We start from the raw sequence: 24,145 nt of genomic DNA, 5'->3' as shown, positions 1-24,145 counted from the left end.
CAGTCGAGGAGGTGGCGTGGATACAGGGTTGCAGGAGCGGGTCGCCGGCCTGCTGCAGGAAGCCGGGGTCCGCCTCGGCGGTACCCAGCCACAGGACATCCAGGTGCATGACCCGCGCTTCTTCGCGCGGGTCATGGGCCACGGTTCGCTGGGTCTCGGCGAGAGCTACATGGAGGGTTGGTGGGATGCCAACGTCCTCGATGAATTCCTTGTCCACCTGATGCAGGCGCACCTGGACGAACGGGTGCACGGCTGGCGCGAAGTGGCCGATGCGCTGAAGGCGCGCCTGTTCAACCTGCAGGTGGGGCAGGGCAGCTACGAAGTCGGTCGCCGCCACTATGACCTCGGCAATGATCTCTACCAAGCAATGCTCGGCCAGCGGCTGGTGTACAGCTGCGGCTACTGGCGCAATGCCGGTGATCTGGATGCAGCGCAGGAAGCCAAACTGGACCTGGTCTGCCGCAAGCTGGGCCTGCGCCCGGGCCAGCGCGTGCTGGACATCGGTTGTGGTTGGGGCGAAGCACTGAAGTTTGCCGCCGAACGCTACGGTGTCAGCGGTGTCGGCGTGACGATTTCGCAGGAGCAGGCCGGGTTCGCGCGTGAATTGTGCGCGGGCCTGCCGATCGAGATCCGCCTGCAGGACTACCGCGAACTGGATGAGCCGTTCGATGCGATCTTCTCGATCGGCATGTTCGAGCATGTCGGCGACAAGAACTACGCGAGTTTCTTCGAGGTGGCCCGGCGCTGCCTGTCGCCGCGCGGGTTGCTGCTGCTGCACACCATCGGCACCAACATCTCGCGGCATCGCACCGATCCCTGGATCGCGCGCTACATCTTCCCCAATTCGATGCTGCCGTCGGCGGTGCAGATCAGCAAGGCATTCGAAGGACGTTTCGTGCTGGAGGATTGGCACAACTTCGGCACCGACTACGACCTGACCCTGCAGGCCTGGCGACGCAACGTGGAAGCGGCATGGCCGCAGCTGGACGCGCGTTATGACGAGCATTTCCGCCGCATGTGGCGTTTCTACCTGGCCGGGTCGATGGCGACCTTCCGCACCCGGCATGCGCAGTTGTGGCAGCTGGTGCTGTCGCCGGAAGGCGTGTCGGGTGGGTATGTGGCGCCGCGTTGATCTGGAGGATCATCCACGCATGGCGTGGATCTACTGGAGTGTGTCATGTGTGGATCGATGATGCCGGGGTTCGTGGCGCGAATGGATCGTGCCGACCAACGGTCGGCACCCACCAGTAGATCCACGCCATGCGTGGATGGCCCAACGAAAAAAAACCGCCCGGTCTCCCGGGCGGTTTTCGTTTCAGGCTATCGCGCGGGCGATCAGTTGCCGGCGCCGGTCAGGCCACGCTTTTCCAGCAGCGGTTCGATCTGCGGCTCATGGCCGGCGAAATCGCGGAACAGCTGCATGGCATCCACGCTGCCGCCCTTGGACAGCAGGGTGGCACGGAAGTGGTCGCCGTTCTTGCGGCTCAGGCCACCGTTGTCCTTGAACCACTTCTGGGTGTTGGCGTCGAGCACTTCCGACCAGATGTAGGCGTAGTAGCCGGCCGAGTAGCCACCCATGATGTGGCTGAAGTACGGGGTCTTGTAGCGCGGCGGAACCGGCGCGTAGTAGATGCCGTCCTTCTCCAGCGCAGCGCGCTCGAAGGCCATCACGTCCTTGGCGGCCGGCACCTGGTCCGCGCCGATCTGGTGCCAGCGCTGATCAAGCATGGCCGCACCCAGGTACTCGGTGGTAGCGAAGCCCTGGTTGAACTTGGCCGCCGCCAGCACCTTGTCCAGCAGTGCCTGCGGCATCGCCGAACCATTCTGGTAGTGCTTGGCGTAGTTCTTCAGGATGACCGGGTTGTCCGACCACATCTCGTTGACCTGCGAGGGGAATTCGACGAAGTCACGCGGCACCGAGGTGCCCGAGAAGTACGGGTACTTCACGTTGGAGAACATGCCGTGCAGGGCGTGACCGAACTCGTGGAAGGTGGTGTTCACCTCATCCCAGGTCAGCAGGGTCGGCTGGCCGGCCGGCGGCTTCGGGATGTTCAGGTGGTTGGCGACCACCGGCTTGAAGCCGGTCAGCTTGGACTGCGAGACGTAGGAGTTCATCCACGCACCACCGCGCTTGGAGGCGCGTGCATACGGGTCGAAGATGAAGATCGCCAGCTGGCTGCCGTCGGCGTCGAACACGTCGTAGACGGTGACGTCATCGTGGTAGACCGGCAGGTCGGTGCGCTGCTTGAAGGTCAGGCCGAATTCCTGGCCCGCGGCGTAGAACACGCCGTTTTCCAGCACGTTCTTCATTTCGAAGTACGGCTTCAGCTGCGACTCGTCGAAGTTGTACTTTGCCTGGCGCACCTTCTCGCTGTAGAAGGCCCAGTCCCACGGTTCCAGCTGGAAGGTCGGCTTGCGCGCGGCCTTCTGTTCCTTGTCGATCATCGCCTGCAGGTCGGCGGCTTCGCGCTTGGCGTTGGCCACGGCGGCCGGGGCCAGCTTGCCCAGCATCGCGTTGACCGCTTCCGGGGTCTTGGCGGTCTGGTTGGTCAGGTTGTAGGCGGCGAAGTTCGGGAAGCCCATCAGCTTGGCCTTGTCGGCACGCAGCTGCATGATGCGCGAGACCAGCGCGGTGTTGTCGAACTCACCGCCGCGGCTGCCACGGCTGACCGACGCTTCGTAGATCTTCTGGCGCAGGGCGCGGTTGGCCAGGTTGGTCAGCGGCGGCTGGCCGGTGGTGTTGAGCAGGGTAATCACATACTTGCCGTCCTGGCCGCGGGCCTTGGCGGCTTCGGCGGCGGCGGCGATCTGCTCCTTGGACAGGCCGTCCAGTTCCTTGACGTCGTCGACGGTGATCGCCGAAGCGTTCACTTCCGACTGCACGTTCTGGCTGAACCTGGTACCCAGGTTGGCCAGCTCGGCGTTCATCTCCTTCAGCTTGGCCTTGTCGGCCTCGGACAGCTTGGCGCCTGCGCGCACGTAGTTGTCGTAGTACTTCTCGACCAGGCGCACGCCTTCCGCGTCCAGGCCCAGCTGGCTGCGGGTGTCATACAGTGCCTGGATGCGCGCGAACAGCTTGCCGTTCAGCGCGATCGCATCGCTGTGCGCGGCGAACTTCGCCGAGTAGTCGGCCTGCAGCTTCTTGCGGGTGTCGTTGGTGTCGGCACCGACCAGGCTGAAGAACACGGTGGTTGCGCGGTCGAGGATGTCACCGCTCTTTTCGAGGGCGATGATGGTGTTGTCGAAGGTCGGCTTGGCCTTGTTGTTGGCGATCGCTTCCACTTCCTTCAGCTGCTGCGCCATGCCGGCGTCGAAGGCCGGGGCGAAGTCGCTGTCCTTGATCTTGTCGAACTGCGGGAAGTGCAGCGGCAGCGGGCTTTCGGCGAAGAACGGATTGGCCTGCTGGGCATTGGTGCTGGCAGCCGGGGTGGCGGCGCCGGCCGAGAAGGCGGGCAGGGCGAGGCCGAGGGACATGGCCACGGCAAGGGCAAGGCGAGTGGTCAAGGTAGGAACTCCGGTAAGGCAAACAAGGGCCCGAGGGTAACCCGGCTGGCCGCCCCCGCACTTGTGTCAAAAGGCATGCTGGCAATGCCGACGGCGGTAGAGCCACCCCATGGGTGGCTGCCGGGTACGTGGCTACCCCGGTACCATGCCGGTGTCATCTCCCCGGGCCACCTCCATGACCACCGCCTACGATTTCAGCTTCAACGACCTGGACGGCCAGCCGCAGGCCTTGGAGCAGTACCGTGGCAAGGCGCTGGTGCTGGTCAACGTGGCCAGCAAGTGTGGCTTCACCCCGCAGTACACCGGGCTGGAACAGCTGTGGCAGGACTACCGCGAGCGCGGCCTGGTGGTGATCGGCTTCCCGTGCAACCAGTTCGGCGCGCAGGAACCCGGCGATGCCGCACAGATCCGCCAGTTCTGTTCGCTGGATTATCCGGTCAGCTTCCCGCTGTCGGAGAAGATCGAGGTCAACGGCGAGGGGGCTGATCCGTTGTGGGCCTGGCTGTCACGCGAGAAGCGCGGCCTGCTTGGCAGCGCCCGCATCAAGTGGAATTTCAGCAAGTTCCTGGTCGATCGCCAGGGGCGGGTGGTGTCGCGGCATGCGCCCACCACCAAGCCAGAGCAGCTGCGCGACGAGATCGAAGCGCTGCTGTGAGGTGGTGCCAAAAAAAGGGGACGGAGGGGATTAAGTCGTTTGTGCCACAAACGACTTAATCCCCTCCGTCCCCTTTTTGGATCATTTCTCGACGAACGCGCGCTCGAACACGTAGTGGCCCGGCTGGCCGATGCGCGGCGAGACCTGGAAGCCGCGCGCATCAAGCACGCTGCGCAGGTCGGCCAGCATCTGCGGGCTGCCGCAGATCATCGCGCGGTCGTTTTCCGGGCTCAGCTCCGGCAGGCCGAGGGTGCGCTGCATCTCGCCGCTCTCCATCAGCTGGGTCAGGCGGCCCTGGTTGGCGAACGGCTCACGGGTGACCGCCGGGTAGTACAGCAGCTTGTCGCCGATCATCTCGCCCAGGAACTCATGCTCGCGCAGTTCCTTCTCGAAGTAATCGCGGTAGGCCAGGTCCTTTTCGTAGCGCACGCCGTGGCACAGGATCACCTTCTCGAAGCGCTCGTAGGTTTCCGGGTCCTTGATCACCGACAGCCACGGTGCCATGCCGGTGCCGGTGCCCAGCAGGTACAGGTTCTTGCCCGGGTGCAGGTCGCTGATCAGCAGGGTGCCGGTGGGCTTCTTGCCGACCAGCACCTTGTCGCCCGGCTTGATGTGCTGCAGGCGCGAGGTCAGCGGGCCGTCCTGTACCTTGATGCTGAAGAACTCCAGATGCTCTTCCCAGTTGGCGCTGGCGATGGAATACGCACGCAGCAGCGGCCGCGCCTCGGTTTCCAGGCCAATCATCACGAACTGGCCGTTCTCGAAGCGGAAGCCGCTGTCGCGGGTGAGGGTGAAGCTGAAGTAGGCGTCGGTCCAGTGGCGGACCTCAAGCACCGTTTCGGCGCCGAAAGCGGAGGACATGGGCGTATCTATCGAAAGTCGTCGGGGGTGATTCTATCTCAAATGAGACAGGTTCTCATTAGGCGGAACGAGAGGCGTTCTCAGCGGTAACCCGCTGCCTGCAGCTCGAACAGCTCGGCGTACCGCCCTCCCTGGGCCATCAGCTGTTCGTGGGTGCCGCTGGCCTCGATCCGGCCATCGGCCAGCACCAGGATGCGATCGGCCATGCGTACCGAAGAGAAACGGTGGGAAATCAACACTGCCGTACGATTATCCGCCAGCTCCCTGAACCGCTGGAACACCTCGAACTCACTACGCGCATCCAGCGCTGCTGTTGGCTCATCCAGGATCATTACCTGCGCATTGCGCATCCAGGCGCGGGCGATGGCGATCTTCTGCCATTGGCCGCCGGACAGGTCCACGCCCTGCTTGAAGCGGCGGCCGATCAGCTGGTCGTAGCCGCCGGGCAGGGCATCGATCACTTCCTCGGCCATGCCACGCCGCGCGGCGTCGGTGATGCGTGCCTGGTCGTCCATCGCCTCGACCTGGCCGACGCCGATGTTCTCGCCGGCGCTGAGGTTGTAGCGCACGAAGTCCTGGAAGATCACCCCGAGGTTGGCGCGCAGGTCGTCAAGGTCGTAGTCGCGCAGGTCGCGGCCATCGAGCAGGATGCGGCCCTCGTCCGGTTCGTACAGCCGCGCCAGCAGTTTCACCAGGGTGGTCTTGCCCGCTCCGTTCTCGCCGACCAGGGCCAGCACTTCGCCGGCCTGCAGCTGGAAATCGAGGTGGCGCACCGCCCATTGCTCGGCATCCGGGTAACGGAAACCGACATTCTCGAACACGAAGCCCTGCTGGATCGGCTGCGGCACGCGAACGGCCCCTTCGCGCGAGTGGATTTCCGGCTCGATCTGGAAGAACGAGAACAGGTCATCCAGGTACAGCGCCTGGCTGGCCACCTGCGAAAAGCCGATCAGCAGGCCTTCCAGCAGCTGGCGCAGGCGCAGGAAGCTGCCAGCAAGGAAGGTCAGGTCGCCGATCGAGAAATCGCCGCGCACCGTGCGCCAGGCGATGTAGGCGTAGGCGGTGTAGTAGCCCAGCGTGCCCAGCGCGGCCAGCAGCGTGCCCCAGAACGCGCGGCGCCGGGCCAGTGCACGGTTGGCCTGGAACAGCGCCACCGACAGCCGCCGGTAACGCTCCACCAGGAAACGGTGCAGGTTGTAGATCTTTACTTCCTTGGCTGTTTCCACGCTGGCGCCGAGCTGGCGCAGGTAGTCGAGCTGGCGGCGCTCGGGCGTCCACTGGAAGTTGAGGCTGTAGCCGGCCGCGTTGAAGTGCGATTCGCCGATGAAGGCCGGCACCAGTGCCAGCGCCAGCAGCAGGATCAGCCACGGCGCGTAGACCAGCAGGCCGACGGCAAGGCTGGCCACGGTGATCGCGTCCTGCACCTGGCCGAACAGCTGGCTCATCAGGTTCATCCGGCCCATGGTCTGGCGCCGCGCACGGTCCAGCTTGTCCTGCAGGTCCGGGTCTTCGAAGTCCTCCAGATCCAGCGTCGCCGCGTGCTCCATCAGCCGGATGCTGGTGACGTTGGCGAACAGCTCCGAGAGCAGGGCATCGGCGTAGCTGACCAGGCGGCCCAGCAGGTCCGAGGCGATGGCCAGGCCGAACTCCAGCGCCAGCAGGCCAAGCAGCGGATTGAGCACGCCGCTGGACAGTGCCTCGCCCAGCGGCGGGAAGCCGGCATCGTGCTGGCTCAGGTGCAGGGCGCTGTCGATGATCAGCTTGCCGACGTAGAGCATCGCCACCGGCAGCAGGGCGCGGATCAAGCGCAGCCCCAGGCTGGCCAGGGTGAGCGCGGGGCTGGTCTTCCAGACCATGCGCAGGAACGGCGGCAGATTGCGCATCGCCCTGAAGCGCTGGCGCAGGCTGGGTTTCTTCGCGGCGGCAGCGCCAGCGGTGGGGGTAGCAGGCATGCGCGTATTGTGCGCGCCTGATACGTGCAGATGGGGTCAGTGCAGCCGTGTGGCCGGCATCGGGGTCAGAGCCCTTTGCGAAGCGAAGGGATCCGGCCCTCCTGCATCCACGCATGGCGTGGATCTACCGTGTCGACCAAGGTCGACACCTACCAACAGCAGTAGAAGTCTGTCGAGGGCGGGGTGGGTCCGGTTGCGGGAGTGTCAGCCGCATGGATGCGGCTGCCAAGCCCCCAAGGACGGGTTTACGGCGTCTCCCGTAACCGGATCCACCTCGTCATCCCTCAGGAAACCAGCTTCTGACGTTGCTGTTGTTTCGGCTGTTGCCTCTGCGGGGGCCGGGCGGCAGCCCGGCCAGCCCCCCCCCCTTACGGCAGCGGCGGCAGCAGCCCTGCACCCAGCCGGTTCCAGGCATTGATCACCGCAATGCCCATGCTCAGGTCACTGATGCCCTTTTCATCGAAATGCGGTGCCAGTGCGTCGAACGCCGCCTGCGACGGCGCAGCGTCGGTCAAGCGGGTCAGCGCCTCGGCCCAGCCCAGTGCAGCACGTTCGCGTGCATCGAAGAAGCGGCTTTCGTGCCACGCGGGCAGGGTGTCCAGCTTGCGCGGCTCGATCCCGCCCTTGCGCAGCGCGGTGCCGTGCATGTCCATGCAGTAGCCGCAGCCATTGAGCTGTGACACACGCAGGAACAGCAGTTCCATCAGGGTTGGATCGATCGAGCTGTCATGCACCGCCTTGCTGGTGGCCAGCAGGCCCTTGAACGCATCGGCGGCCAGGCGGGTGTAGGGAACGCGGGGAGAGGCATGGTCGGACATCTTCAGCTCCACGGCGGCCACGGTGGCCGCCTTTCACTACAAGGACGCCGCGCCGTTCCCGTTCGTGACAATCTGCGGCAGCTTTTCCGGATTCAGCACGCTGTACACATTGGCAATTCGGCCGTCGACCACCTCGATGGTGGTGACCGAGTGCAGGCGGTCGCCGATGAAACGCAGAATCGCCGGCTCGCCGTTGACGTAGCCCAACTGCGCCGGATGTGCCGCGCCGCGGCGGGCGATGGCCCAGAACAGGCGGCCGATACGCTCGGCGCCCAGCAGCGGGCGCACCGCTGCGGTGACCACGCCGCCGCCGTCGGACACCAATAGCGCATTGGTGTGCAGCAGGGCCTGGATCGCCTCGCTGTCGCCGCGCTGCGAGGCGTCCATGAAGCGCGCCAGCAGCTGCCGGTGCTGGCTGGCATCGGCGTTGAAGCGCGGTCGTCCGGCCTGCAGGCGCTGCCGCGCACGGTGCACCAGCTGCCGGCAGTTGGCCTCGCTGTGGCCGATCAGGTCGGCAATCTCGCGATAGTCGTGGTCGAAGGCCTCCTTCAGCAGGAAGGCGGCGCGTTCTTCGGGGCCGAGTTGTTCGAGCAGGGTCAGGAAAGCCACCGAGACATCGTCGGCCAGCGCATGCAGCTGCGCCGGGCCGGGCGCCGGGTCGGGCTCCAGGGTGACCGCCAACGGCTCGGCCAGCCACGGGCCGACGTAGTGCACCCGCTCGCGCTTGGCCGCGCGCAGCCGGTCCAGGCCGAGCCGGGTGGTGGTGGTGACCAGCCAGGCCTCCGGATCGCGCACGCTGGCCGGATCGGCGCCGGACCAGCGCAGCCAGGCGTCCTGGACCACGTCTTCGGCGTCGGCGCGGCTGCCGAGCAGGCGGTAGGCCAGCGCCATCAGGCGCGGGCGGTGGATCTGGAAGGCGGTTTCTGAGTTCATGTCGACCAGGACGCCGAAGAGGGGGCAAGCGTGACAGGGAGGATGGGGTCAGAGCCCCGTGCAGGGGATCCGACCCCATGATTGTGATCCTGCGGCCGGGGGAGGGGGTAAAATGGGCGGATTACCCCCGCCAGCCTCGAGCAAGCGAGCAAGCCGTGACATCGATCAAGCAGGAAGACCTCATCCAGTCCATCGCCGACGCGCTGCAGTACATCTCGTACTACCACCCGGTCGACTACATCAAGAACCTCGCCGCCGCCTACGAGCGCGAGGAGTCGCCGGCCGCGAAGGAAGCGATGGCCCAGATCCTGATCAATTCGCGGATGTGCGCCGAAGGCCACCGTCCGATCTGCCAGGACACCGGCATCGTCACCGTGTTCCTGGAAATCGGCATGGACGTGCGTTGGGACGACGCCACCATGGGCGTGGAAGACATGGCCAATGAAGGCGTGCGCCGCGCCTACATGCACCCGGACAACAAGCTGCGCGCCTCGGTGCTGGCCGATCCGGCCGGCAAGCGCATCAACACCAAGGACAACACCCCGGGCGTGGTCAACGTCAAGGTGGTCCCGGGCAACACCGTCGACGTCATCGTCGCTGCCAAGGGCGGTGGTTCCGAAGCCAAGACCAAGTTCGCCATGCTCAACCCGTCCGACTCCATCGTCGACTGGGTGCTGAAGACCGTGCCGACCATGGGCGCCGGCTGGTGCCCGCCGGGCATGCTCGGCATCGGCATCGGTGGCACCGCCGAGAAGGCGATGCTGCTGGCCAAGGAAGCGCTGATGGAGCCGATCGACATCACCGAGCTGCAGGCCCGCGGTGCGTCCAACCGCATCGAAGAGCTGCGCCTGGAGCTGTACGAGAAGGTCAACGCGCTGGGCATCGGTGCGCAGGGCCTGGGCGGCCTGACCACCGTGCTCGACATCAAGATCAACGATTACCCGACCCACGCGGCCAACCTGCCGGTGGCGATGATCCCGAACTGCGCGGCCACCCGCCATGCGCACTTCACCCTGGATGGCAGCGGCCCGGTGATGCTGGACCCGCCGTCGCTGGAAGACTGGCCGAAGCTGACCTACGACGCGTCCAAGGGCACCCGCGTGGACCTGGACACGATCACCCCGGAAGACGTGGCGAGCTGGAAGCCGGGCCAGACCCTGCTGCTCAACGGCAAGCTGCTGACCGGCCGCGACGCCGCGCACAAGCGCATGGTCGACATGCTCAACAAGGGCGAGCAACTGCCGGTCGACCTGAAGGGCCGCTTCATCTACTACGTCGGCCCGGTCGATCCGGTGCGCGACGAAGTGGTGGGCCCGGCCGGCCCGACCACGGCGACCCGCATGGACAAGTTCACCCGTCAGGTACTGGAACAGACCGGCCTGCTGGGCATGGTCGGCAAGGCCGAGCGCGGCCCGGCGGCGATCGAGGCGATCCGTGACAACAAGTCGGCCTACCTGATGGCCGTCGGCGGTTCGGCCTACCTGGTGTCCAAGGCGATCAAGGCGGCCAAGGTCGTCGGCTTCGCCGATCTGGGTATGGAGGCGATCTACGAGTTCACCGTGCAGGACATGCCGGTGACCGTGGCCGTCGACTCCACCGGCGAATCGGTGCACAAGACCGGCCCGCGTGAATGGCAGGCCCGCATCGGCAAGATTCCGGTGGTGGTGGAGTAAGCCTTCCACCCCGGACCAGGCAACGGCGCCGTGTGGCGCCGTTGTTGTGTGGGCAGAAAGATTAACGCTCCTGTAGCTGTTGCTCTGCTACGGTCGGCGCACTTCCGCACAGGACGTGTCCATGGCCCTGCATCGATTCATCGTGGTAGGCGTGCTGCTGGCCCTGGCCGGCTGCAGCACCCCAGCGTCGTACGAAGGCGCGGACTTCCCCGCATCGGCGCAATGCCGCGTGCAGTGCCAGGCCGGCTATCGCAGCTGCATGGCGCAGAATGATTCCCTCGGCAGCCGCCAGAGCAATTGCGAGCAGCAGGTGGTGCCGGCGCCGGACAAGCGCTGCAAGGACGTGGACAACCCGGACCTGCGCCGTGCCTGCGAACTGAAGACGCATGACTGCACGATGCGCGCGCCGATGATGTCCTGTGGCGAACGCCGGGATTCCTGCATGAGCAGCTGCGGCTGAGCAACGATCGCGCGCGTAAGCGCATAATCGGCTGATCCACCTGCACAGGATCTTCCGCATGGGCACCACGCTGTATGGTTCGACCAGTACCGCCGCCCTGGTCGTGCACTGGCTGCTGATCGAGCTGGGCATCGAACACGTACTGGTGCTGCTGGATTTCGACGCGCGCGAGCACAAGTCGGCGGAGTACCTGGCACTGAATCCGGCCGGTGTGGTGCCGACGTTGATGATCGATGGCCTGGTACTGACCGAAGCGGCGGCGATCGCCTTGTACCTGGCCGATCGCCATCCGGAATCCAACCTGCTGCCAGCACTGGGCACGCCGCAGCGCGCCGATGCCTACCGCTGGATGTTCTGGTGCGCCAATACGCTGCAGCCGGCCTACCGTGCCTGGTTCTATCCGAACGAGGTGGCAGGCGAGGCGAACGTCGAGGCCAGCCGCGAGATGGCACGCCAGCGCCTTGAAGCGGCCTGGCAGCATGTCGCCACGCACCTGCAGTCACATGGTCCGTACCTGCTGGGCGCCACGCCCCGCGTGGTCGATTACATGCTGGTGATGCTGATGCGCTGGTCGCGCAACATGCCCAGGCCCAGCGACACCTGGCCGGTACTGAAGGCGCATGCCACGTCGATGAAGGCGCGCCCGGCGTTCGCCGAGGTGTACCGTCGCGAAGGCATCACCGACTGGCTGTAATCTGTTCTGTAGCCGAGCCACGCTCGGCTGCTGTTCGCGTGCAGTCCATGAATGCAGCCGAGCATGGCTCGGCTCTACCGAAGCAGTGCGGGTTACAGGATCTCCAGCACCGTTTCCGGTGGACGGCACAGCCGGGTGCCCTTGAGCGTGCGCACCACGGGGCGGTTGATCAGCCGCGGGTGTGCGGCCATCGCGGCCAGCAAGGTGGCATCGTCGGCCTCTTCCAGTCCCAGTTCGGCGAACTGCGCTTCCTTGCTGCGCACCAGATCACGTGCGCTCAATCCGGATTCGGCCAGCACCTGGCGCAGCGTGGCCACGTCCGGTGGAGTGCCCAGGTACTCGATCACCAGTGGATCGAAGCCTGCATCACGTATCAGCTTCAATGCGCCGCGCGAGTTGCTGCAGGCCGGGTTGTGCCAGATCGTCACGTGCATCAGAACCACTCCAGCAGGGACACGCCCACGCCCACGTAGGTGGCCTTGTGGTTGTAGTCGATCAGGCTTTCGCCGTAGCCGTCGAACACCTGTACATGGCCGCGCAGCAGGTTGCTGATCGGGAAGCCGTAATCCAGCTGCAGGGCACCGTGCGAGCGGCTGCCGGTGCGCAGCGAATGGCGCGCCATCAGCGAGACTTCGTGGCCGTTGCGGTTCCAGATCAGGGTCGCGTCACCGCGGCCCATGTAATCCTCGATGTCCGGGTTGTTGTCGTCGCTTCGGGTCTCGGGAATGCGGTACCAGGGGCGCAGCACCAGTGCCCAGTTCTCGCGGTCCAGGCCGATGTTGAGCATCACCCGGTTCCAGCTGCGCGACAGCGGGTCGGCGCGGCCATTGGACTGGTGGTTCAGCGCAATGCCGGTCATGCGCCCGCGCCAGCCACCGATCGAGTAGCCGTTGCGGAACACCATCATCACTTCCGGCTCGTAGTTGGTTTCGCGGAACGGGCGCGAATCCTCGCCGTTGTAGGCCTGCCAGCGCGAGCTCTGGGTATAGCCGGCCCAGATGTCGCCGTTGTCGCCGAACAGGTTCTCGGCGACCTTGGTCTTGAAGCTGATCTGGAACTTCAGTTCGGCGCTGTCCAGCACCTGCGGCGTGGTGACCGTGTTGGCCGGGTTCGGCGAGTGCGGCGTGGTGTTGCGGTCGCTGGTCCAGAACGCCGGCAACAGGTACACCGGCTTGTAGGCGCGCAGCTGGAACGGGCCGAGCTTGGAGTCCTCGGCCAGCTCCCAGCGGCTGTCCAGCAGCGAGCCACGGCCGGCATTGGCCAGTGCGCTGTCAGGGGCTGCTGGACGGAACAGATCACTGACCCGCTCGCGCAGTTTCTCTTCGCCCTGGCTTACGCGTGCGGTCTGGCGTTCTTCGCGACGGGCCTGCGCGGCCGCCTCGGCCGCAGCGTCGGCCTCGGCGGTGGCTTGTGGGGTACGCCCGAACTGGCGGTCATAACAGGCCAGGCGGGCAGCATCGGTGGTAATCGCCGCGCACGCGGCCGGCGAGGCTTCGGCACTGGGCGCGAACTCCTGCGCGGCCAGTGGCGCACTGGCCAATGCCAGCGCCAGCGGCGCGAGGCGGGGAAGCAGCGGAGGCAGGGTCATTGCAGCAGGCCCTTCGGTGAATACGGGAATCGCACAGTGTGGCGGCTGCACCGGATCACGGCCAGCCCCCACGGTTTATGCACGGCCACCGCGTGCGCGTGGCGTGAAGGAGAGGCAGGTCACAGGAACCAGGCGAAGGCGAACAGCCCCAGCATCGCGATCACCACCGCCAGCTTCAGCGCCAGGCCAAGCAGGATGCCAAGCCATGTGGCCAGCCCAACCTTGGTCGAGCGCCCCAGTTCGCGGGTGTGCCAGTACTCGCCCAGCAGAGCGCCGATCAACGGGCCGGCGAACAGGCCGATCGGCATGAAGAACAGGCCGACGATGCTGCCGACGAAGGTTCCCCACAGCGCCTTGCGGCTGGCACCGACCCGTTGCGCCCCCACGACGGTGGCCAGCACGTCCACCAGCAACGAGAGCAGGGTCAGTACCCCCAGCGCAACCAGGGTCGGCCAGCCGACGTGGGCGAAGCCGTCAGCCCAGGCCGCCAGCAGCAGCCCGATGAACACCAGCGGGATGCCGGGCAGGGCCGGGAGGATGATTCCGGCGATGCCGACAAGGACAAAAATGACCGCTAGCAGATATAAGATGAATGAGAGTCCCATGCTGTCCCGTATGGTGGTCGTTTTGGGGTTGACAGTGAAAGATTTTGCCAGTTGCTTTTTCGTTTTGGGCGGGTTAAGTTGCAGTCGCTGAGCTTGGCAAGGTCACCGTGGATCGTGGCCTGATGAAGCAAGATCTTCCCGATCCGCTGCATCGATGCACCTCGCTTCCCCCTTGCTTGTCAGCCGCCCACCAGGCGTTTCCTACAACAAGAGAGAGTCACCAGGGAGTTAGTGAGATGTCTGATCGCGAGACCGGTACCGTCAAGTGGTTCAACGATGCAAAGGGCTTCGGCTTCATCAGCCGTGAAAACGGCGAAGACGTGTTCGTGCACTTCCGTGCCATCCAGACCCAGGGCTTCAAGAGCCTGAAGGAAGGCCAGAAGGTCACCTTCACCGTCGTGCAGGGCCAGAAGGGCCTGCAGGCCGACGCTGTGCAGCCGACCTGATCGCGCTGCAAGCCGTCACATGAAAAAGGCCCGCGCAAGCGGGCCTTTTTCTTTGCCGTCGGCCCGGTGCAGGTCAGCGCAGGATGACCTTGCCGTTGACCACGCGCACATAGGTGTTTTCGCGGATGCCGCCGAGGTCGCGCTGGTTGACCACGATGGTGCGGCCATCATCCATGCGCACGCTGATGTCGTAGGTATCACTGGTGACGTTCTTCTGGATCTGGTTGCCCGCCAGCGCACCACCGACCGCGCCTGCGGCCGCAGCGATGTTCTTGTTGCCACGGCTGCCGCCGGTGTGATCGGAGATCTCATGGCCGGCCACGGCACCGACGATGCCGCCGAGGATGGCGCCGGTTGCGCTCGGCGCAGTGCGGCCCGACGGCACGGTGTTGATGCGGGTGACGATGCCACAGTCGGCGCAACGGCCCTGGTTGTAACCGCCGTTGTTGCCGTAGCCGCCATTGTTGTAGCCGTTGTTGTAACCACCGCCACCGTAGCCGGGCGAGGTGGCACAGCCAGCCAGGGCGAGGGTAGCGATGGCGCTGGCGGCAATGAGCTGGATCTTCATGGGGCGTCTCCTGGCCGTGAAGGCGGGTGTCTGGGGTGGTACTGCGTCATGCAGCAGGGTGGACGAATCGTCCTCTTTTGAACGTGAACAAGGTGCCAACCACGCAACCCTTGTCCGGCTGCAGGATGAATGCGGCTCAGCGGAAGTCCTGGTGGCAGGCGCGGCAGTCGGCCTGCACCGTTTCCACCACCTGGGCCAGGGCCGTGCAGTCGCTGGGCGGTGCGGCCAGAGCGGCGTTGAGGTTGCCGCGCAGCTGGCTGGCATGCTGCTGGAACTGCGCGCTGTCCTTCAGCCCGGGGAAAGCCAGGTCCAGGTCGTTGGACAGCAGGCGCATCGCCTGCAACCGCGGCACGCTGTCGGCCAGGCTGCAGCGGTTCTGCTGCTGGGCCTGCTGCAGCAGCTGCGATTGCCGTTGCATCACCTGCATCAGGCTGTCCGGGAACGGGTCGCGGCGCGCCTGCAGGGCACGGCCCACCATCACCGTGGCGATCAGGCCGATCAACAGGCCCAGGCCGAGCACGAACAGATAGCGGTAGGCGGTGGACGGGCGGCGGGGCGGGCTGGCGTTCATGGCGGGCTCTCCGGGCGTGCAACGGTGGGTTCGATGCCGGCGCGCTGCAGGCGCTGGCGCCTGCACGTTAAAATAGCCGGATGAACGAACAGGTCAAACAACGCTTCGCCGGCATCGAACGGCTGTATGGCGTGGGTGCGCTCGAGCGCCTGCAGGGCAGCCGCGTGGCGGTGGTGGGCATGGGGGGCGTCGGCTCGTGGGTGGTGGAGGCGCTGGCCCGCTCGGCGGTCGGCCACCTGACCCTGATCGATGCCGATGACATCTGCGTGTCCAACACAAACCGGCAGCTGCCGGCGATGGAAGGCAACTACGGCCGCAACAAGGCCGAGGCGATGGCCGAGCGCTGCCGCGCGATCAACCCGGACATCGAGGTCGATGCCGTGCAGGCGTTCCTGACGGTGTCGAACATGGCCGAACTGCTGGACCGTGGGTTCGATCTGGTGATTGATGCCTGCGACAGCTTCCGGGTCAAGGTCGAGACGATTGCCTGGTGCCGTCGCCGCAAGCTGCCGCTGCTGACCGTCGGTGCCGCCGGTGGCCGTACTGATCCGACCCTGGTGCGCATCCGCGACGTCTCGCGCACCGAGCACGATGCCATGCTGGCGCTGATCCGCAAGAAGCTGCGCAGCGAGTTCAATTTCCCGAAGAACGCCAAGCGCTACTTCGGCGTGCCGGCGGTGTACTCGCTGGAAAACGTGAAGTATCCGCAGGCCGATGGCAGCGTATGCGGCATCCGCCCGAACCTCGGTGCCGATGCAGCGTTGAAGCTGGACTGCGGCGCCGGCCTGGGTGCGGCGACCCATATCACCGGCGCCTTCGCTTTCGCGGCGGTGGGCAAGGCGTTGGAAATGCTGCTGGAGCCGAAGAAGGTGAAGGCCGAAGTGGTCGAGGATCACGCCGACGCGTGACGGTAGTGCCGGCCGCTGGCCGGCATCTGCGCTGATCGAATCATTCCGGAGTTGCCGGCCAGCGGCCGGCACTACCCTCAGTTCGCCGGCAAAGCGAACAGCCGTCGCGCGTTCTGCGTCGTGGCATATGCCACGGCTTCAACGTCCATTCCGCGCAGTGCGGCCACGTGGCGGGCAATGGTCGCCAGCCGCGCCGGTTCGTTGCGCTGGCCGCGGATGCCGGCATCAGGCTGATCCGGTGCATCGGTTTCCAGCAGCAGTTGTTCCAGCGGCATCCCGCGTACCAGGCGCTGCAGCCGTTGCGCGCGTTCGTAGGTCAGCGGGCCACCGAGACCGAGCAGGAAGCCTTGCCGATGCAGTTGCGCGGCCTGTTCCGGGCTGCCGGAAAAGCTGTGCACCACGCCGCGCAGGCCGCCGATGCGACGGATCGCGGCAATGACCGCATCCACCGCGCGCCGCGCATGCACGATCACCGGCAGCTCGAACTCGCGCGCCAGTTCCAGCTGGCCGATGAAGTACGCCTGTTGTGCCTCTGCATCCAATCCCTCGACGAAAAAATCCAGCCCGCATTCGCCGATCGCACACGGTCGTTCGCGCTCGATCCACTCGCGCAGCAGCGGCAGATGGCCGGGCCGGTGCTCGGCCAGGAACATCGGATGCAGGCCGTACGCCGGGTACAGCCCCGGTGCCAGCCGGCAGACCTCGCGCAGCTTCGGCCAGCTGGCGGCGGTGACGGCCGGTACCACCTGCGCGCGCACGCCCGCGGCGCCTGCGCGCTCGATCACCGCCGTGCGATCAGCATCGAATTCACTGGCATCCAGATGGCAGTGGCTGTCGACCAGCGCGCTCAACGCTGTTCCAGCGGCGGCGGGGCCGGGACCGTATTGCGGCTTTTCCAGTTGGCCAGCAGCAGGGTGCCGAAGCCGAGCACCAGTTCATCGACGAACGGGATCGGGTCGGGAATGAACAGGGTCAGCACGAACAGGCCTGCGGTGAGCTTGAACAGGGTGGGGTAGCGCAGCCGGCGCGCCCATTGCAGTACCGGCAGCAGCATCGGGTTGGCCATGGCGGGGGTCCTCCTGGGGAATATGCAAACGCTACCACGGGCCCAGCATTTCCCGATGCTGAATGGGTTACGGGAATGAGCAGGAAATGTGGAGATTCCGTTCAGGCAGCGCATGCTGCAATCTGGCCCGAGAACGTTGCGGATGGTCCGCAAGGAGCAGGTCATGAAAAGCACAACTACAACTGTCCTGGTCGCAGCGGGCGCGCTGCTGGTCGGTGGTATCGCCACCGCCGCCTTCATGAAGAGTGGCGGCACATCGCCCGATTCCATCAGCGCCGGAACCCCCAACGGTGAATCGCGCCTGGTCGATGGCAACGCCACTGGCGATGGCGCGCGTGGTGACACGCTCGATCCGTCGGCACCGCGTGGGCTGGAATATGCCGATGTGCTGAAGGTCGACCCGATCACCGAGAAGCAGAAGGCCTACGCCACCGTGATCGGCACCGATGCGGTGCGCGAGACCTCCACCACCCAGACCCCGCATGAAGTCTGCCAGGACGTGACGGTGCAGGAGCGCCTGCCGGAACGTGACGGCAATGTGGGCGGCACCGTGGTCGGTGCTGTGGTGGGTGGCCTGCTGGGCAACCAGGTCGGCGGCGGCAATGGCAAGAAGGCGGCCACTGCGGCTGGCGCGGTGGCCGGTGGCTTCATCGGCAACCAGATCGACAAGCGCCATGTGGGTGGCCGCGTGGTCAACCGCACCGAGCGCCAGTGCCACACCGAGACCGCGACCTCCGAGTCGAGCCGCGTCACCGGCTACAACGTGACCTATCGGAACGAAGACGGCACCACCGGCACCATGCGCATGGCCAGCAAGCCGGGCAACCGCATTGCCATGGGTACCAACGACGTGGTGAAGGGCTACAACGTGACCTACCGCTACGACGGCGCCGAGAAGACCGTGCGCATGGACAACAAGCCGGCCAGCGATCGCCTGCCGGTGGTCGATGGCCAGCTGGTCACGCAGACCGCTGCCGCCGGTGCCACTGCGGCCACCACGCGCCAGTAATCCAGGTGCAGCATGCAGTACTCGACGGGCCGGCTCATGCCGGCCCGTTTCGTTGCGACCGGCGGAATTCATCCGCGCGGGGCGCGAATCCACCATCATGGACGCTTCCTTCGACATGGAGCCGGCATGAGCATCTTCGACCTGCGCATTGAAACCGAGCGCCTGATCCTGCGCCCGCTGCTGCGCGAGGACTACGAACCCTATCTGGCGTTCTGCGCCGACGAGGAAACGATGCGTACCCTTGGTGGCGTACAGCCGCCTTCAGTGGCCTGGCGTGGCTTCTGCAGCCTGGCTGGCGCCTGGCAGCTGTTCGGCTTCTCGATGTTCAGCGTGATCGAGAAATCCAGCGGTGACTGGATCGGGCGCATGGGTCCCTGGCAACCGCAGGACTGGCCCGGTACCGAGGTTGGCTGGGGCATCCGCCATGCCAGCTGGGGCAGGGGCTATGCGCCGGAAGCCGCGGTCGCCGCGATCGACTGGGCGTTCGACACGCTCGGGTGGGACGAGGTGATCCACACCATCGCCGAGAACAACGACAACTCGCGGGCGGTCGCGCGCAAGCTCGGCAGCACGATGCTGCGCATGGGCGAACTGCCGCCACCGTACAACGACAAGCCGATGCAGATCTGGGGCCAGTCGCGCGCGCAGTGGCGGCAGCGCACACGCTGAGCGTTGCCCGGTAGTGCCGGCCACTGGCCGGCAACCTCGTCCAGCAGGATTCATGCGATTGCCGGCCAGCGGCCGGCACGACCGGGTCGCCATGCTGCACCCGCGCTTGGCATTCACAGACGCGCTTGCCAGACTGCACGCAGCCGGCCGCCGGCCGGATGTGATGGAGCAGGCAATGGTGGAAGAGCGCGTCCCGCTGACGGTGCATGGCATGTCGGTCTCGGGCAATTGCCACAAGGTCCGCCTGCTGCTGGAGCAGCTCGGCAGCCGTTACCGCTGGGTGGAAGTGGACAGTGCCCACGGCCAGACCCATACCCCCGAATTCCTGGCGCTCAACCCGAATGCCAAGGTGCCGCTGATCGTCCGCGACGATGGCCGCGTGCTGACCGAATCCAACGCGATCCTGTTCTGGCTGGCCGAAGGCACGCCGTACCTGCCCACTGATGGTTGGGAGCGCGCGCAGGCGTTGAGCTGGATGTTCTTCGAGCAGTACACGCACGAGCCGTGCGTGGCAGTGGCGCGCTTCATCCGCGGCTGGACCGCGTCCGATTCGCCGCGCCGCGCCGAACTGCCACGGCTGCACGAGCGCGCCGCCACCGCGCTGGCAGTGATGGAGCAGCACCTGCGCCAGGCGCAATGGTTCACCGGCAGCGGATACGGCATCGCCGATATCGCCCTGTTTGCCTATACCGATGTGGCGGGCGAGGGCGGCATCAGCCTGGAGCCGTTCCCGGAAGTCCGCGCCTGGCTGCAGCGCGTGCGTGAGCAGCCGCGCTTCCTGCCGATGCCGGCAGTGACCGCCGAAGTGCGCTCGCGATTCGAGGCCGCGTGACTCTCACCAGGGTGACCCCCACAGGGTAGCGCCGGGCCATGTCCGGCCGAATGCAACAACGACACGGAGGGTGTTCGATGTTCGCTGTGGTTCCAGATCCGATTCCCGCACGCATGCGCGTGCTCAACCGCGCCGAAGTGTGCGACGCCAACTTCCTCGATGCGGTACGTGGCTGGCGCGGCACCCCGCGTCCGCGCCCGGCACCGGATGCGCCGATCCTGCCGGGCAGCACGCTCACCGCGGCTGCCTTTGGCGAACTGTTCGAATCGCAGCTGGCCAGCCGCCAGCTGGACCTGATGGCACGGGTGCTGCGCGTGCAGAACAAGGTCTTCTACACCATCGGTTCCTCCGGCCACGAAGGCAATGCGCTGCTGGCGCGGGCCTGCCGGCATACCGATCCAGCCTTCCTGCACTATCGCTCCGGTGCCTTCATGGCCGAGCGTTCGCGCCAGGTGCCGGGTATCGATCCGCTGCGCGATGCGGCACTGTCCTTCGCCGCCAGCGCGGATGATCCGGCCAGCGGTGGCCGCCACAAAGTGTGGGGCAGCAAGCCATTGTGGGTGCTGCCGCAGACCTCGACGATTGCTTCGCACCTGCCGAAGGCGCTGGGCACCGCGCTGGCCATCGAGAGTGGCAAGCGGCTGGGGCAGTCGTTGCCGATTCCCACCGACAGCATCGTGCTGTGCTCGTTCGGTGATGCCTCGGCCAACCATGCCACCGCGCAGACCGCGTTCAATACCGCGATGTGGTCGGCCTACCAGAAGCTGCCGGCGCCGGTCCTGTTCGTCTGCGAGGACAACGGGCTGGGCATTTCGGTGAAGACGCCGGAAGGCTGGATTGCCGAGCGCTTCAGCTGCCAGCCAGGGCTCGACTATTTCTTCGCCGATGGGCTGGACCTGGCCACCGGGCACGCCCAGGTGCAGGCCGCGGTGGAGCACTGCCGACGCACCTGGCGGCCGACCTTCCTGCATCTGCGCACCACGCGCCTGATGGGCCATGCCGGCACCGACTTTGAAGTGGAATGGCGCGCGCTGCCGGAGCTGTGTGCAGCCGAAGCCCAGGACCCGCTGCTGCGTTCGGCGCAGATCGCGCTGGAATCAGGCTGGATGGATGCGGCCGCCATCGAGGTGGCCTACGAGAGCATGCGCGCGCGCTGCATGGCGGCGGCCGCCGATGCCGAAGGCCGCCCGACGCTGCAGTCGCTGCAGGAAGTGATGGCGCCGCTGGCGCCGTACACGCCAGCGGCGGTGCTGGCCGAAGCGCGGCGCGAGGTGCCCGCCGAGACGCGCGAAGCGCTGTATGGCGGTGCGGAGACCCTGCCCGAGCGGCAGGCACCACGGCACCTGGCCATCCAGATCAACCACGGCCTGCAGGAGCTGCTGGCGAAGTATCCGCAGAGCCTGTTGTTCGGCGAGGACGTGGCGCAGAAGGGCGGTGTCTACACCGTCACCAAGGATCTGCTGCGCCGCTTCGGGCCGCGCCGGGTGTTCAACACCCTGCTGGACGAGACCATGATCCTGGGCATGGCACAGGGTCTGGCCAACATGGGCATGCTGCCGATTCCGGAAATCCAGTACCTGGCCTACCTGCACAACGCCATTGACCAGCTGCGTGGCGAGGCCTGTTCGCTGCAGTTCTTTTCCAACGACCAGTACCGCAACCCGATGCTGGTGCGGGTCGCCGGGCTGGGGTACCAGAAGGGCTTCGGTGGCCATTTCCACAACGACAACTCGATCACCGCGCTGCGTGACATCCCCGGGCTTGTGGTCGGCTGCCCATCGCGCGGCGACGATGCGGTGTTGATGCTACGCACGCTGGCGGCGCTGGCGCGGGTGGATGGGCGCGTGGCCGTGTTCCTGGAGCCGATCGCGCTGTACATGAGCAAGGACCTGCACGAACCCGGCGATGGCCAATGGCTGTTCGACTACCCGGCCCAGGGCCAGGCGCTGGTACCCGGGGAGGGCCGGGTCTATGTGCCGGAGGCGGGCGACCTGCTGGTCTACACCTACGGCAATGGCGTGCCGATGGCGCTGCGCGCGGCGCGGGCGATCGAGCAGCAGCTGGGCTGGCAGGTGCGGGTGGTCGACCTGCGCTGGCTGGTGCCACTGGATGCCGGCTTCATCGCCAGCCAGGCCGCCAGTGCACGGCGGGTGCTGGTGCTGGACGAGGGTCGCCACAGTGGCGGGGTGGGCGAGGGCGTGGTCACCGCACTGGTCGAGGCAGGTTTCGGCCACCTGCCGCTGCGCCGGGTCTGCGGTGCCGATACCTATACCCCGCTGGCGGGGGCAGCAATGTTCGGGCTTCCAAGCGACAATGCGGTGATTGGCGCCGCCCTTGAACTGGCGCAGGAACCTTGATGCATGTGTGGATTGGCGGGAATGTTGTTGCCGGCGCCTGTGGCGTCGGCCGAGGTGCTGCAGGCGCAGGTCCTGGCCATGGGCGAGGCGCTGCACCACCGCGGGCCGGATGATGGCGGCAGCTGGGTCGATGCCGGGGCAGGCATCGCGCTGGCGCACCGTCGGCTGAGCATTCTCGACCTGTCGCCGCTGGGCCACCAGCCGATGGCCTCGTCCGATGGTCGCTACGTGATGGCCTACAACGGCGAGGTCTACAACTTCGCTGCCCTGCGTGCCGAACTGGAGCCGCTGGGGCACGCCTTCCGCGGCCATTCCGATACCGAGGTGCTGCTGGCAGCGATCCTGCAGTGGGGTATCGAGGACACCCTGCAGCGTGCCAACGGCATGTTCGCCATCGCGCTGTGGGACCGCCAGCAGCAGTGCCTGTGGCTGGCCCGCGACCGCGTCGGCAAGAAGCCGCTGTACTACGGCTGGGCCGGTGACACCCTGGTGTTCGGCTCTGAACTGAAAGCGCTGTGGCAGCACCCGGCGTTCGACAACGACATCGACCGGGATGCACTGACCCTGCTGCTGCGGCTGGACTACATTCCTGCACCGCACAGCATCCACCAGCGCTGCTACAAGTTGATGCCCGGGCGCGTGCTGCGCCTGGACGCCGAAGCCGTAGCGGCGGGTGCGGCCGCGCACCGCCCGGAGCAGGCACAGCGCCCCTACTGGGATGCGCGTGCGCGCATGCAGGCCGCGCTGGCGGCCCCGTTCCAGGGTCGCATCGAGGAAGCCGAGGAGCAGCTGGATGGGCTGCTGCGCGATGCGGTCGCGCTGCGCATGGTGGCCGACGTGCCGGTTGGCGTGTTCCTGTCCGGCGGTACCGATTCGTCGCTGGTGGCAGCGCTGATGCAGGCGCAGAGCGGGCAGCCGGTGCACAGCTTCAGCATCGGCTTCACCGGTTCGGGCCACGACGAGGCACCGCTGGCAAGGGAACTGGCCACGCATCTGGGTTGCGACCACACCGAGCTCTATGTCAGCGGCGCGGATGCACTGGCAGTCGTGCCTCAGCTGCCGGCAATGTTCGACGAGCCTTTCGCCGACGCTTCGCAGGTGCCGACCGCGCTGGTCGCGCGCCTGGCGCGGCAGGGCGTGACTGTGGCGTTGTCTGGTGACGGCGGTGATGAGCTGTTCTTCGGCTATACCCGCTACGTGCGCGCGCTGCGCAACTGGCAGATGCTGGGCCGCGTGCCAGGCCCGCTCCGGCGCTGGATGGGCGCGCGCTCGCAGCAGCAGGGCGAGGCCTCGCGGACCGGCGGCCTGGCCGCGCTGCTGGCCGAGTCCGGCGCGCGTGGCATCGGCGACGTGTACCGCAACCGCATCTCGCGCTGGCGCGATCCGGCGACGGCGGTGCCGGGCGCGCAGGCTGCCGGCAGCTTCTACGACCTGGCCGATCCGTTGCACGGTGCCGGCACACCGGCCGACGCGATGATGCTGGCCGATTACGTGACCTACCTGCCGGATGACCTGCTGTGCAAGGTCGACCGCACCTCGATGGCGGTCAGCCTGGAGGCACGCGCGCCGCTGCTGGACTGGCGCGTGGCCGAGTTCGCCTGGTCGCTGCCGCTGGGCTTCAAGCGCAGCGAAACCACCAGCAAGGTGCTGCTCAAGCGCGTGCTTGGCCGCTACGTGCCGCAGTCGATGGTGCACCGGCCCAAGCGCGGATTCGGTGCGCCGGTCAGCGATTGGCTGAAGGGCGACCTGCGGCCATGGGCCGAAGACCTGCTGCAGCCGGCACGCCTGGAGCGCGAGGGCGTGCTGTCGGCGGCGGCGGTGCAGCCGCTGTGGCAGCAGTTCCTGGGCGGCCAGCGCAAGTGGCATACCCACCTGTGGAACGTGCTGATGTTCCAGGCCTGGCAGGCGCATTGGCGGCAGGTACGGACCGGCGTGACCGGCGGCTGATCTTCACCGGACGGCACGGGCCCGGCGTC

At 66.5% G+C, this 24,145-nt stretch carries 24 protein-coding genes; 12 read left to right on the top strand and 12 right to left on the bottom strand.

The window, feature by feature from the left end; genetic code table 11:
• Positions 1 to 16: 16 nt before the first annotated feature.
• Positions 17 to 1,132 (top strand): cyclopropane fatty acyl phospholipid synthase, encoded by a 1,116-nt coding sequence (gene cfa, locus ACZK4H_RS14295; protein ID WP_099551817.1) that lies wholly within the window; start codon positions 17 to 19, stop codon positions 1,130 to 1,132.
• Positions 1,133 to 1,335: 203 nt separating this feature from the next.
• On the opposite strand, the gene ACZK4H_RS14290 is transcribed toward cfa, so the two are convergent.
• A complete protein-coding gene (locus ACZK4H_RS14290; RefSeq protein ID WP_099551816.1) occupies positions 1,336 to 3,504 on the bottom strand; it encodes a M3 family metallopeptidase in 2,169 nt (722 codons plus the stop codon).
• Between the two features lie 175 nt (positions 3,505 to 3,679).
• Here ACZK4H_RS14290 and ACZK4H_RS14285 point away from each other — a divergent pair, with 175 nt between their 5' ends.
• On the top strand, positions 3,680 to 4,159 hold the full coding sequence (locus ACZK4H_RS14285) for a glutathione peroxidase (RefSeq protein WP_099551815.1): 480 nt from the start codon (positions 3,680 to 3,682) through the stop codon (positions 4,157 to 4,159).
• An 81-nt stretch (positions 4,160 to 4,240) separates the two neighbouring features.
• Here ACZK4H_RS14285 and ACZK4H_RS14280 read toward each other — a convergent pair whose 3' ends face one another.
• The 4 genes from ACZK4H_RS14280 to ACZK4H_RS14265 all read right to left on the bottom strand — a co-directional run bounded on the left by ACZK4H_RS14280 (position 4,241) and on the right by ACZK4H_RS14265 (position 8,723).
• Positions 4,241 to 5,020 (bottom strand): ferredoxin--NADP reductase, encoded by a 780-nt coding sequence (locus ACZK4H_RS14280; protein ID WP_046984352.1) that lies wholly within the window; start codon positions 5,018 to 5,020, stop codon positions 4,241 to 4,243.
• An 80-nt stretch (positions 5,021 to 5,100) separates the two neighbouring features.
• A complete protein-coding gene (locus ACZK4H_RS14275) occupies positions 5,101 to 6,972 on the bottom strand; it encodes an ABC transporter ATP-binding protein (protein WP_099551814.1) in 1,872 nt (623 codons plus the stop codon).
• A 368-nt stretch (positions 6,973 to 7,340) separates the two neighbouring features.
• Complete coding sequence (locus ACZK4H_RS14270; protein WP_099551938.1) at positions 7,341 to 7,790, bottom strand: carboxymuconolactone decarboxylase family protein; 450 nt, start codon at positions 7,788 to 7,790, stop codon at positions 7,341 to 7,343.
• 36 nt (positions 7,791 to 7,826) lie between these two features.
• Positions 7,827 to 8,723 (bottom strand): RNA polymerase sigma-70 factor, encoded by an 897-nt coding sequence (locus ACZK4H_RS14265; RefSeq protein WP_099551813.1) that lies wholly within the window; start codon positions 8,721 to 8,723, stop codon positions 7,827 to 7,829.
• Between the two features lie 155 nt (positions 8,724 to 8,878).
• On the opposite strand from ACZK4H_RS14265, the gene ACZK4H_RS14260 reads away from it, so the two are divergent.
• The 3 genes from ACZK4H_RS14260 to ACZK4H_RS14250 all read left to right on the top strand — a co-directional run bounded on the left by ACZK4H_RS14260 (position 8,879) and on the right by ACZK4H_RS14250 (position 11,550).
• Positions 8,879 to 10,396, top strand: coding sequence for a fumarate hydratase (locus tag ACZK4H_RS14260; protein WP_008268808.1), 1,518 nt, complete (start codon positions 8,879 to 8,881; stop codon positions 10,394 to 10,396).
• 121 nt (positions 10,397 to 10,517) lie between these two features.
• The gene (locus ACZK4H_RS14255; RefSeq protein ID WP_099551812.1) at positions 10,518 to 10,856 is read left to right on the top strand and encodes a hypothetical protein; all 339 of its coding nucleotides are present in this window, start codon (positions 10,518 to 10,520) and stop codon (positions 10,854 to 10,856) included.
• Positions 10,857 to 10,914: 58 nt separating this feature from the next.
• The gene (locus ACZK4H_RS14250; RefSeq protein ID WP_099551811.1) at positions 10,915 to 11,550 is read left to right on the top strand and encodes a glutathione S-transferase family protein; all 636 of its coding nucleotides are present in this window, start codon (positions 10,915 to 10,917) and stop codon (positions 11,548 to 11,550) included.
• Positions 11,551 to 11,642: 92 nt separating this feature from the next.
• Here ACZK4H_RS14250 and arsC read toward each other — a convergent pair whose 3' ends face one another.
• From arsC to ACZK4H_RS14235, 3 genes are all read right to left on the bottom strand, one after another.
• Positions 11,643 to 11,984 (bottom strand): arsenate reductase (glutaredoxin), encoded by a 342-nt coding sequence (gene arsC, locus ACZK4H_RS14245; RefSeq protein ID WP_099551810.1) that lies wholly within the window; start codon positions 11,982 to 11,984, stop codon positions 11,643 to 11,645.
• Positions 11,984 to 13,138 (bottom strand): phospholipase A, encoded by a 1,155-nt coding sequence (locus ACZK4H_RS14240; RefSeq protein ID WP_099551809.1) that lies wholly within the window; start codon positions 13,136 to 13,138, stop codon positions 11,984 to 11,986. Before ACZK4H_RS14240 ends, arsC begins: the two co-directional genes overlap by 1 nt.
• Before the next feature lie 119 nt (positions 13,139 to 13,257).
• The gene (locus ACZK4H_RS14235) at positions 13,258 to 13,743 is read right to left on the bottom strand and encodes a DUF456 domain-containing protein (protein ID WP_049429424.1); all 486 of its coding nucleotides are present in this window, start codon (positions 13,741 to 13,743) and stop codon (positions 13,258 to 13,260) included.
• Positions 13,744 to 13,979: 236 nt separating this feature from the next.
• On the opposite strand from ACZK4H_RS14235, the gene ACZK4H_RS14230 reads away from it, so the two are divergent.
• A complete protein-coding gene (locus ACZK4H_RS14230) occupies positions 13,980 to 14,189 on the top strand; it encodes a cold-shock protein (RefSeq protein ID WP_005410290.1) in 210 nt (69 codons plus the stop codon).
• Positions 14,190 to 14,262: 73 nt separating this feature from the next.
• Here the strand turns inward: ACZK4H_RS14230 and ACZK4H_RS14225 are convergent, their stop codons facing one another.
• Entirely contained in the window at positions 14,263 to 14,757 is a 495-nt protein-coding gene (locus ACZK4H_RS14225) for a glycine zipper 2TM domain-containing protein (RefSeq protein WP_005410289.1), read from the bottom strand.
• A gap of 136 nt (positions 14,758 to 14,893) precedes the next feature.
• Complete coding sequence (locus tag ACZK4H_RS14220; protein WP_049420899.1) at positions 14,894 to 15,328, bottom strand: cytochrome c; 435 nt, start codon at positions 15,326 to 15,328, stop codon at positions 14,894 to 14,896.
• A gap of 80 nt (positions 15,329 to 15,408) precedes the next feature.
• Between ACZK4H_RS14220 and ACZK4H_RS14215 the strand changes: the two genes are divergently transcribed.
• Positions 15,409 to 16,236 (top strand): tRNA threonylcarbamoyladenosine dehydratase, encoded by an 828-nt coding sequence (locus ACZK4H_RS14215; RefSeq protein ID WP_033835434.1) that lies wholly within the window; start codon positions 15,409 to 15,411, stop codon positions 16,234 to 16,236.
• 77 nt (positions 16,237 to 16,313) lie between these two features.
• Here ACZK4H_RS14215 and ACZK4H_RS14210 read toward each other — a convergent pair whose 3' ends face one another.
• Both ACZK4H_RS14210 and ACZK4H_RS14205 read right to left on the bottom strand, forming a co-directional pair.
• Positions 16,314 to 17,087 carry a TatD family hydrolase gene (locus ACZK4H_RS14210; RefSeq protein WP_099552512.1) on the bottom strand — a complete coding sequence of 258 codons (774 nt, stop codon included), beginning with the start codon at positions 17,085 to 17,087 and terminating at the stop codon, positions 16,314 to 16,316.
• The gene (locus tag ACZK4H_RS14205) at positions 17,084 to 17,302 is read right to left on the bottom strand and encodes a DUF6116 family protein (RefSeq protein WP_005410285.1); all 219 of its coding nucleotides are present in this window, start codon (positions 17,300 to 17,302) and stop codon (positions 17,084 to 17,086) included. The genes ACZK4H_RS14210 and ACZK4H_RS14205 overlap by 4 nt, the downstream gene beginning before the upstream one ends.
• A gap of 163 nt (positions 17,303 to 17,465) precedes the next feature.
• Between ACZK4H_RS14205 and ACZK4H_RS14200 the strand changes: the two genes are divergently transcribed.
• From ACZK4H_RS14200 to asnB, 5 genes are all read left to right on the top strand, one after another.
• The gene (locus ACZK4H_RS14200) at positions 17,466 to 18,311 is read left to right on the top strand and encodes a glycine zipper 2TM domain-containing protein (protein ID WP_099552514.1); all 846 of its coding nucleotides are present in this window, start codon (positions 17,466 to 17,468) and stop codon (positions 18,309 to 18,311) included.
• 126 nt (positions 18,312 to 18,437) lie between these two features.
• Positions 18,438 to 18,980 carry a GNAT family N-acetyltransferase gene (locus tag ACZK4H_RS14195; protein ID WP_099552511.1) on the top strand — a complete coding sequence of 181 codons (543 nt, stop codon included), beginning with the start codon at positions 18,438 to 18,440 and terminating at the stop codon, positions 18,978 to 18,980.
• A 175-nt stretch (positions 18,981 to 19,155) separates the two neighbouring features.
• The gene (locus ACZK4H_RS14190; RefSeq protein WP_099552513.1) at positions 19,156 to 19,812 is read left to right on the top strand and encodes a glutathione S-transferase family protein; all 657 of its coding nucleotides are present in this window, start codon (positions 19,156 to 19,158) and stop codon (positions 19,810 to 19,812) included.
• A 77-nt stretch (positions 19,813 to 19,889) separates the two neighbouring features.
• On the top strand, positions 19,890 to 22,169 hold the full coding sequence (locus tag ACZK4H_RS14185) for a transketolase C-terminal domain-containing protein (protein ID WP_099552510.1): 2,280 nt from the start codon (positions 19,890 to 19,892) through the stop codon (positions 22,167 to 22,169).
• 3 nt (positions 22,170 to 22,172) lie between these two features.
• Complete coding sequence (gene asnB / locus ACZK4H_RS14180; protein WP_099552509.1) at positions 22,173 to 24,116, top strand: asparagine synthase (glutamine-hydrolyzing); 1,944 nt, start codon at positions 22,173 to 22,175, stop codon at positions 24,114 to 24,116.
• The last annotated feature ends 29 nt before the right edge of the window (positions 24,117 to 24,145 follow it).

Source organism: Stenotrophomonas sp. 78350_Sma (genome assembly GCF_056482105.1).
This window is presented reverse-complemented; position numbering and strand designations above follow the sequence as displayed.